Origin of the sequence: Streptomyces spongiae, assembly GCF_009377185.1 — a bacterium.
Lineage (GTDB): Bacteria > Actinomycetota > Actinomycetes > Streptomycetales > Streptomycetaceae > Streptomyces > Streptomyces spongiae.
In genome coordinates this window covers 1-9,001 of the sequence record NZ_VJZC01000413.1, presented here as the reverse complement: position 1 = coordinate 9,001, position 9,001 = coordinate 1, and the positions used below count along the sequence as shown (strand labels likewise).

Here is a 9,001-nt window from a genome sequence, read left to right as displayed (position 1 = left end):
CTCCCGACCCCCGTGTCCCCGCCGCGAACTCCCTTGCCGGACCCTCGCACCGCCGTGGCACCGCGGCGCCGCCCCGCACCCGCCCGGACCGGTGCGGTGGCGGCGGAACTCGAACGTCTTCACGCGCCCGACGGGACGGAACGCCACCTGGCTGTGACACGACTGGACCGCATGGCACGTGACCACCCCCGCGCCGCCCTGGAGATCGCCGACGGACTGTGCGCCTACATTCGCCGGGCCGCACCGGCGGGACTCGGCTTCACGAGGGAAAACGGTGTTCACGCGGCCGTGGAGACCGTCGTGCGCCTTCCGTGGCCGGTCGGGACGGTCCTGGACCTGTCCGACGCCGACCTGTCGAATCTCTCCCTGGACGCGGCGGAGATGCTGGGGGCCACCCTGACGAACGCGACACTGACGCTGTCCTCGCTGCGTCGGGCCGACCTTCGCGAAGCCGACCTGCGGGCCGCGGACCTGACCGCCGCGGATCTGGCGCAGGCCGACCTGCGCGGCGCCGACCTCACCGGCGTGCGGGGACTGACCGGCAGAGCACTGGCCAGGGCGCGCATCGACGCCGGGACAGTCGTCCCGGACCATCTGGTCTCCCGCAGCGATGGAGTGGACTGGACCGTCGAGGAGCGCCCAGGCACGGTCACCGCCCCGTTGCCGCTCGGGCTCGCCCTGGCACAGGCACGTGTGGAGGCCGGACTGACGCCGGCTCTGCTCGCCGCCGCCTGCCGGCTGCCGGTGGCCGCCCTGCACGCTCTGGAAGACGGCCAGGACACCACACACACGCACGTCAACGCCTACCTGCGCGCACTCGGCGTGGACGCACGTACCCTCCCCCCACCCCTCGACACGTGGGCGCCGCACCGTGAGGACGGGGTAGCCGACTCAGGCGGCCCGGGCGGCCCGGCGCCCTCCTCCACCACGCGGCCCGACGGCCCCTGGGACGTCAGCGAGGTGTCCGACCCGGCCGAAGGCCGGGTGGACCTGGGAGGCCTGTTCGTGCCGGGCGTCGAAGGCATGGAGCTGCGGGTGGAGGTCGCCGGTGACGCGATCGTCGCGGCGACCGTCGTGCTGAGCGACAGCGCGATCCAGTTTCAGGCGTTCGCCGCACCCTCGGGCGGGGGCATCTGGGCGGAGGTCCGCCGCGAGATCGCCGAGGGCATCACCCGGCAGGGCGGCCTCGTTGACGAGACCGAGGGGCCGCTGGGCCGGGAACTGCGCGCCCAGGTACCGGCGCGATCGCCGGACGACTCGGAGGGCCACCACGTCGTGCGGTTCGTCGGCGCCGACGGTCCGCGCTGGTTCCTGCGCGGAGTCATCACTGGCCGGGGCGCGGTGCAGCCGGAGGCGGCGGCTCTGCTCGAAGCGGTCTTCCGGGACACCGTGGTGGTCCGCGGCGAGGCCTCGATGAAGCCCCGCGCACCGATCGTCCTCACGCTTCCGGAGGACGCTCAGATGGTCCCGGAGGGAACGGCGACCTGAGGACGCCGAGAGCCCGCCACCGTCGGAGGGAAACCGTCCCGTCACCCGGTCGGAGATGGGACGATCGGGCATCGGCTCGTCTTGTGCGAAGGGGGACATCATGGCGCCAGAGGTGGAAGAGCCTCCCCGGTCCCCTCTGGAGAGGCTCAGAGACCGACTGGAGCGCCTGCATCGCCAATCGGGACGGCCGAGCGCGCGCGTCATCGCCTCGCGTACCGACGGACTCATCAGCCACGAGACGGCCACAGGGGTGCTGCGCTGCTCCCGTCCTCCCACCTGGTCAGAGCTGGAACTGGTGGTGGAGGCGCTCGGCGGCGACCCCGAGGCGTTCCGCGTGCTGTGGCGCCCCGTGTCAGCCGGGGCGATGCCCTTGGCGGCCCCCGTTCGCACGGACTGGCCCGAGGAGGAGGCCGTACCGAAGGCAGCCGCGGTCCTGACCATCTCGGACCTCGACGCCGCCGAGGAGGACCTGCACGAGCAGGTCGCCGAACGCCGGCAACGAGAGAGCGAGACACGGCGCGAACTCTTCGCCGTGCTGGAAGCCCGGGCCGACCTCAGCGACCGTATCGGGGCCCTGCGTGAGCAACTGGGCCGGGAACGCGGCCGCAATGAGGAACTCCGCCGACGGGTGGCCGCTCTGGAGGCGGAGTGCCAGGAGCACACACGCGGCATCGAGCGGCTCCAGGACGAACTGCGCGCCCTGCGAGAGGAACGCGTCGTCCTCCTGGAGAAACTGAACGGGCTCAATCTGCGCCGTTGTGAGCTGTACTTCAGCTGGGCACGGGATGAGGAGGCCCGGCGTCGTCGGGTGGAGGAGGAGCACCGGGCCAAGGACTCGGAGCTGAGGGTGCTTCAGGATCGGCTGGCGGCCGCCGAGGCCCTGCTCATGTCGATGTACGCGCAAGCGGGCCAGCACGGCGAGCCCGGCCACCAGTCGACGTGACGCGGCGACTGAGAAGGCGAGGTCCGTGGCGGACGAGGTGGCGACAGGTACTAGCGTGGTGACCGTCGGCCGCGAGCCTGTCCTGGTTCGTGCTGGTTGCGGTGAGTTCTGTAGGGGAGAGTGCGGGCCGGAGTGAATTCTTGAGACTGCTGCACACGTCCGACTGGCATCTCGGCCGCGCGTTCCACCGGGTGAACATGCTCGGTGCCCAGGCCGAGTTCATCGGCCACCTCGTCACGACCGTGCGCGAGCGCGAGGTGGACGCGGTGGTCGTGTCGGGGGACGTGTACGACCGGGCGGTGCCCCCGCTTGCCGCGGTCGAGCTGTTCGACGACGCCCTGCACCGGCTGGCGGAGCTGGGCGTGCCCACGGTGATGATCTCCGGGAACCACGACTCGGCCCGCCGGCTCGGCGTCGGCGCCGGGCTCATCGGGCGCGCGGGCATCCACCTGCGCACCGACGCCTCGGCGTGCGGCACGCCCGTGATGCTCGCCGACGCCCACGGCGACGTGGCGTTCTACGGGCTGCCGTATCTGGAACCCGCCCTGGTGAAGGACGAGTTCGCGGTCGAGAAGGCCGGCCACGAGGCCGTGCTCGCCGCCGCCATGGAGCGGGTGCGTGCCGACCTCGCCACGCGCGACCGGGGCACGCGTTCGGTGGTGCTCGCCCACGCCTTCGTCACCGGCGGCGAGGCCAGCGACAGCGAGCGGGACATCTCCGTGGGCGGGGTCGCCTCGGTGCCCGCCGGGATCTTCGACGGCGTGGACTACGTGGCACTGGGCCACCTGCACGGCAGCCAGGTCATCACCGAGCGCGTACGGTACTCGGGCTCCCCGCTGGCGTACTCGTTCTCCGAGACCGGCCACCGCAAGAGCATGTGGCTGGTCGACCTGGGCGCCGACGGCTCCGTGGAGACCGAGCGGGTCGACTGCCCGGTGCCGCGCCCGCTCGCCCGGATCCGCGGAGAGCTGGAGGATCTGCTCGCCGACCCGGAGCTCGCCCGCCACGAGGACGCGTGGATCGAGGCGACCCTCACCGACTCCCTCCGCCCCTCCGACCCCATGGCGCGGCTCAGTGAGAGGTTCCCGCACACACTCAGCCTCGTCTTCGCCCCCGAGCGGTCCCCCGAGGACCCCGACGTCTCCTACGCCAGGCGTCTCGCCGGGCGCAACGACCGGCAGATCGCGGAGGACTTCGTGGCCCATGTGCGCGGCTCCGGGCCCGACGAGCGCGAACAGGCCGTGCTCCAGGACGCGTTCGACGCGGTGCGTGCCGACGACGCCGTGCGGGAGGTCGCCCGGTGAGGCTGCACCAGCTGGACATCACGGCCTTCGGGCCCTTCGGCGGCTCTCAGAAGGTCGACTTCGACGACCTGTCCGCCGCCGGGATCTTCCTGCTGCACGGCCCTACCGGCGCGGGCAAGACCTCCGTCCTCGACGCCGTCTGCTACGCGCTGTACGGCACGGTGCCGGGCACCCGGCAGAGCGGCCAGGGGCTGACCCTGCGCAGCGACCACGCGGCGCCCTCGACCCGTACCGAGATCCGGCTCGAACTCACCGTCGCCGGACGCCGGTTGGAGGTCACCCGGCAGCCGCCCTGGGAGCGCCCCAAGAAGCGCGGTACCGGTACGACGCTCGACAAGGCGCAGAGCTGGCTGCGCGAGTACGACCCGGTGGCGGGCTCGTGGAAGGACCTCAGCCGCTCCCACCAGGAGATCGGCGAGGAGATCACCCAGCTCCTCGGCATGAGCCGCGAGCAGTTCTGCCAGGTCGTGCTGCTGCCCCAGGGCGACTTCGCACGGTTCCTGCGGGCCGACGCCGAGGCCCGGGGACGGCTGCTCGGGCGGCTCTTCGACACCCACCGCTTCGCAGAGGTCGAGAAGCGCCTCGCCGAGCGGAGGCGTACGACCGAGGCCGAAGTGCGCGCCGGAGACGCCGAGTTGCTCGCGGACGCGCACAGGATGCACCAGGCCGCCGGGGACGCGACAGCCGGGGACGGGACGACCGGTGACGGGACGGCCCTGCCCGAGCTCGCACCGGGCGACCCGGGGCTCGCCGAGGACGTCCTGGCCTGGGCGGCCGTGGCCCGCAGCACGGCCCGCGAGCGGCTCACCATCGCGCACTGCGCGCGGGCGGCCGCCGAGTCCGCGCGGGCCGCAGCGGGGCACGTCCTCGACGACGTACGCGAACTGGCCCGCCTGCAGCGGCGGTTGGCGGAGGCGCGGGAGCGGGCCGCGCACCTGGAGGAGCGCGCCGAGGACCACCGGGAGGCACAGGCGCGCATGGAGCGTGCCCGCAAGGCCGAAGCCGTGGCCCCCGCACTGGACCTCCGGGACGAGACCGAGACCGAGCACCGTCGCGCCGCCGAAGCCGAGACCCGCGCGCGTGCCCTGCTCCCACAGGAGTACGCCGATGCCGGAGCGGGCGGACTCGCCGCCGCCGCGCGCAGGGCCGCCGAGGAACTCGGCGGACTGGAGTCGGCCCGGCGCGCCGAGCAGCGGCTGGCCTCCGTCGTCGCCGAGCGCGCCGACCTGGACCGCCAGGAGCGGGCCGACGACGACGTGCTCCAGGAGGCCGAGAGCTGGCTCGCCGGGTGGGACACGGTCCGCGCCGGCCTCCAGTCCCGTATCGAGTCCGCACAGGAGGCCGCGACCCGGGCCGAACAGCTCGCCGAGCGGCGCGACCCCGCACGGAAGCGGCTCGACGCCGCCCGGCTGCGCGACCAGCTCGCAGGCGACACGGACGAGGCCCAGGCGCGCGTACTGGCCCTGGGGGAGCGCGCGTTGGCGTCGCGCGCCCACTGGCTCGACCTCAAGGAGCAGCGCCTCCAGGGCATCGCCGCCGAACTCGCGGCGAACCTGACCGACGGTCAGCCCTGCGCGGTCTGCGGAGCCACCGAACACCCCGAGCTCGCACGGAAGATCGACGGTCATGTCGACCGGGACGCGGAGGAGCGGGCACTCACCGCCTACCAGAGTGCCGACGAGGAACGTGCGGGGGCCGAGCGGCGCCTCGGTGTCGTCCGCGAGGCGCTGGCCGCCGCCACCGCCGAGGCCGGTGACACACCCACGGACCAACTCGACCGTCAGCTCGCCGAGTTGGAGGAGTCCTGCGCGGAGGCCCGCCGAGGAGCCTCCGGGCTGCACGTCGCGCAGGAAGAGCTGCGCAGGGCCGAGCACGAGAGGGAACTCCGGCTCGCCGCCGGGCAGGAGGCGGCGGTCAGGGCCGCGTCCCGGACCACCCGCCGGGACACCCTGGACCGCGAGAGGACCTCACTGGAGGAGGAACTGGCCCAGGCCCGCGGCACCGCCGACTCCGTGGCCGCGCGAGCCGCCCACCTGGAGCGCCTGGCCGCGTGGCTCACCGACGCCGCCGATGCGGCCCGCGCCGCCGAGGACTCCGCCCAGCGGCTCAAGGACGCCGACGCCCGCCTCGCCGACGCGGCCTTCCGCGCCGGGTTCGACACCCCGCGCGCGGCGGCCGCCGCGCTCCTCGACGACACGGCCCACCGCGACCTCCAACGGCGGCTCGACGCCTGGCAGTCGGAGGACGCGGCCGTACGCGCCGTACTCGCGGAGTCCGATACCGCGGCGGCCGGGCGGCAGCCGGCCGCCGACCTGCCCGCCGCCGAGCGGGCCGCCGAGGCCGCCGGACAGCGGCTCCAGGACGCCGTCTCCGCCTGGGACGCTGCCGAGCGCCGCCGCACCGAACTCGACCGGCTGTCCGCCAGGGCCACCGACTCCGTCCGGCGGCTCGCGCCGCTGCGCGAGGAGTACGACCGCGTGGCCCGTATGGCCGGCCTCGCGGCAGGCACCTCGGCGGACAACGAGCGCAAGATGCGCCTGGAGGCATACGTCCTCGCCGCCCGCCTGGAACAGGTGGCCGCGGCGGCGACCGTGCGGCTGCGCCGTATGTCGGCCGGGCGCTACACCCTCGTCCACTCCGACGACCGCGCCGGACGAGGCCGCAGCGGGCTCGGACTGCACGTCGTCGACGCCTGGACCGGGCGCGAACGGGACACGGCCACGCTCTCCGGCGGCGAGACGTTCTTCGCCTCGCTCGCGCTGGCCCTCGGCCTCGCGGACGTCGTCACCGACGAGGCGGGCGGCGTGCGTCTCGACACGCTCTTCATCGACGAGGGGTTCGGCAGCCTCGACGACCAGACCCTCGACGAGGTCCTCGACGTCCTCGACTCCCTCCGCGAGCGCGACCGCAGCGTGGGCATCGTCAGTCATGTCGCGGACCTCCGGCGGCGCATCCACGCCCAGCTGGAGATCGTGAAGGGCCGGTCGGGGTCGGTCGTACGGCAGCGGGGCTCCGGATGACGGCGGGTCCCCTGGCTCACCTGCCCAGCGGGCGGCGCGGCAACGGCGACGAGTAGACGACGCTCGTGGTCACCGACCCCAGCGCGCCGATCTTCCCCGACACCTCCTCCAGATGACGCATGGAACGGGCCGTGACCTTGATGACGAAGCAGTCGTCGCCCGTGACGTGGTGCGCCTCCAGGATCTCCGGTGTCGCGGCGACGAGGTCGTGGAACGGCTTGTAGTTGCCGTTCGGGTAGCGCAGTCGAACGAACGCCAGGATCGGCAGGCCCAGCCGCTCCGGGTCCACGACGGCCGCGTAGCCCTGGATGACGCCGGCCTCCTCCAGCCGCCGCACGCGTTCCGTGACGGCGCTCGCGGACATCGAGACGGCACGCGCCAGCTCGGCGAAGCTGGCCCGCCCCTCCCGCTGGAGGACGTCGAGGATGCGCCAGTCGGTGGCGTCCGGGGAATACGCGGTCATGGCCCCACACAACAGGGGAATCCCCGACTGATCAAGATCCGTGCCGTGGATCGCCCCTTCAAGGGCGTGGATCACCGGCCGTAGATTTCTGGCCATGACCACGACGACCAAAGTGACCACGACGACGAACGTGACCACGACGACTTCTGCGAATCCCGTCCTGAGTGTCGCCCCGGCGCCGCCCGCTGCCGCCGCCGCGTACTTCCGCGCGAGCCTCACCTTTCACGCCGACGTGTCCGACGTGGCCGCCGCCCTGGCCGCCGACGGCAACCCCGGTTTCGTCGTCCTCGACTCCCGCTCCACTCAGGCCTGGGACCAGGGCCACATCCCCGGCGCGGTCCATCTGCCCACCGCCCGCATCGCGGAACAGGCGGAGCGACTCCTCGACAGGGCGGTCCCCGTCGTCACCTATTGCTGGGGGCCGGGCTGTGACGGCGCCACCCGTGCCGCCCTCGCCCTCGCCGAACTCGGCTTCCAGGTCAAGGAGATGCTCGGCGGCTTCGAGTACTGGGTGCGGGAGGGCTTCGCGTACGAGACAGGGGAGGGCGGCGAGCGCCGCGCCCCCGACCCGCTGACGGCACCGGTGGACGCGGCGGACTGCGGCTGCTGAAGATCCATTGAAGATGTAGAGGACACTGACCTCCGTCAAGTACGCGCCGTGTAGCTTTTCTTCGCATGGCTCGATACGCGGAACCAGGTGTGACGGAGTGGGTGGAGTCGGGCGGGGGACCGCTCGTCGCGGTACCGGAAGTGGTGCTGCCGTTCTGGACGGGAGCGGACGGCGACGACCTGTCGTCGGACTACGACCGGGCCTGCGACATCAACGGCTCCATCGGATTGCTTCCCGTCGGTGACACCAGGGCGCTCGTCCTGGGCGACGAACCCGCCTCGACCGCCTTCCTCCCCGACCACGGCACCTTCGTCCGGTGGTACGCGGCGAACTCCGAGGACGAACTCCTCGCGGGGGTTCCCACTGCACTCGACACCGCCCTGTGGGAGCCGGAGGTGGAGTGGCGGGTGCCGGGTCCCCTGGTCGTGTTCGACGCCGCCTGGCCGGGAGACGGTTCACAGCGCACGGACCACCTGCGCGTGGAGCTGGAGCCGGGGCGCTACGGGGTGTGTGCCGCGTACGTGTCGGCCGGCCCGGAGACCTGGCTGGGGCTCGTCCGGCTGCGACGGCTCACGGCCTGACCAGGGCGGCGCGCGGGCGCGCGAGGAGAGGCGCGGCGAGGGCCGTACAAAATTCGCCTGCGCCGCGCGCGCCCGTCCCGCACCATGGACGTCGATGCCTCAACTGCCTCACCCCACACCACAGGAACTACGTCGCGACCCCCTGCCCCTGCGCGGTCGCACGGCCCTCGTCACCGGAGCGAGCAGACGCGGCGGCATCGGCTACGCCGTGGCCCGCCGCCTCGCCGCGTACGGGGCGAGCGTGTACCTGCACCACCACGTACCGCACGACACCGCCATGCCCTGGGGCGCCGACCGTCCCGAGGAGGTGGCCGCGGGCGTGCGCGAGGCGCTCGGCGACCCGGACGCGCGGGTGGCCGACGGGCCGGGCGACCTGTCCGAACCGGCCGTGCCCGCCGAACTGATCGCGCGGGCCGCGGACGCGCTCGGCGGACGCCTCGACATCCTCGTCGCCAACCACGCCCTCTCCGGCTCCGACGGCACCCTCGACACCATCGACTCCGCGATGCTCGACGCGCACTGGGCGGTCGACACCCGCTCGGTGCTCCTGCTCGTCCAGGCCTACGCGCGGCACCGGGCCGCCCTCCCGCCC

At 73.4% G+C, this 9,001-nt stretch carries 7 protein-coding genes and 2 pseudogenes; 8 read left to right on the top strand and 1 reads right to left on the bottom strand.

Features of this window, described 5'->3' with window-relative positions; all coding sequences use genetic code 11:
• Window positions 1-171 precede the first annotated feature (171 nt).
• From FNH08_RS52505 to FNH08_RS36405, 5 genes and pseudogenes are all read left to right on the top strand, one after another.
• Window positions 172-513 (top strand): annotated as a pseudogene (locus FNH08_RS52505) (pentapeptide repeat-containing protein); the annotation flags it as partial.
• A gap of 396 nt (window positions 514-909) precedes the next feature.
• Window positions 910-1,476: pseudogene (locus FNH08_RS52500) on the top strand (DUF3710 domain-containing protein); the annotation flags it as partial.
• A 112-nt stretch (window positions 1,477-1,588) separates the two neighbouring features.
• Window positions 1,589-2,431: a hypothetical protein gene (locus tag FNH08_RS36415; protein ID WP_152775808.1), complete on the top strand. Its 843-nt coding sequence runs from the start codon at window positions 1,589-1,591 to the stop codon at window positions 2,429-2,431.
• 140 nt (window positions 2,432-2,571) lie between these two features.
• Window positions 2,572-3,735, top strand: coding sequence for an exonuclease SbcCD subunit D (locus FNH08_RS36410; protein WP_152775807.1), 1,164 nt, complete (start codon window positions 2,572-2,574; stop codon window positions 3,733-3,735).
• Complete coding sequence (locus FNH08_RS36405; protein ID WP_322726068.1) at window positions 3,732-6,755, top strand: SMC family ATPase; 3,024 nt, start codon at window positions 3,732-3,734, stop codon at window positions 6,753-6,755. The genes FNH08_RS36410 and FNH08_RS36405 overlap by 4 nt, the downstream gene beginning before the upstream one ends.
• A gap of 16 nt (window positions 6,756-6,771) precedes the next feature.
• Here FNH08_RS36405 and FNH08_RS36400 read toward each other — a convergent pair whose 3' ends face one another.
• Window positions 6,772-7,218 carry an Lrp/AsnC family transcriptional regulator gene (locus tag FNH08_RS36400; RefSeq protein WP_152775806.1) on the bottom strand — a complete coding sequence of 149 codons (447 nt, stop codon included), beginning with the start codon at window positions 7,216-7,218 and terminating at the stop codon, window positions 6,772-6,774.
• A gap of 94 nt (window positions 7,219-7,312) precedes the next feature.
• On the opposite strand from FNH08_RS36400, the gene FNH08_RS36395 reads away from it, so the two are divergent.
• The 3 genes from FNH08_RS36395 to FNH08_RS36385 form a co-directional block, all read left to right on the top strand.
• Window positions 7,313-7,828: a rhodanese-like domain-containing protein gene (locus FNH08_RS36395; protein ID WP_152775805.1), complete on the top strand. Its 516-nt coding sequence runs from the start codon at window positions 7,313-7,315 to the stop codon at window positions 7,826-7,828.
• 65 nt (window positions 7,829-7,893) lie between these two features.
• Window positions 7,894-8,409, top strand: a complete 516-nt coding sequence (locus tag FNH08_RS36390) for an immunity 21 family protein (RefSeq protein WP_152775804.1) — start codon at window positions 7,894-7,896, stop codon at window positions 8,407-8,409.
• A gap of 94 nt (window positions 8,410-8,503) precedes the next feature.
• Window positions 8,504-9,001 (top strand): SDR family NAD(P)-dependent oxidoreductase (locus FNH08_RS36385; protein WP_152775803.1); only part of this gene is annotated, 498 nt, incomplete at its 3' end.

Bases quoted from the DNA above. Each gene is read 5' to 3' on its own strand.
- FNH08_RS36415 (WP_152775808.1), top strand. From the start codon at position 1,589: ATGGCGCCAGAGGTGGAAGAGCCTCCCCGGTCCCCTCTGGAGAGGCTC.
- FNH08_RS36400 (WP_152775806.1), bottom strand. From the start codon at position 7,218: ATGACCGCGTATTCCCCGGACGCCACCGACTGGCGCATCCTCGACGTC.
- FNH08_RS36395 (WP_152775805.1), top strand. From the start codon at position 7,313: ATGACCACGACGACCAAAGTGACCACGACGACGAACGTGACCACGACG.
- FNH08_RS36390 (WP_152775804.1), top strand. From the start codon at position 7,894: ATGGCTCGATACGCGGAACCAGGTGTGACGGAGTGGGTGGAGTCGGGC.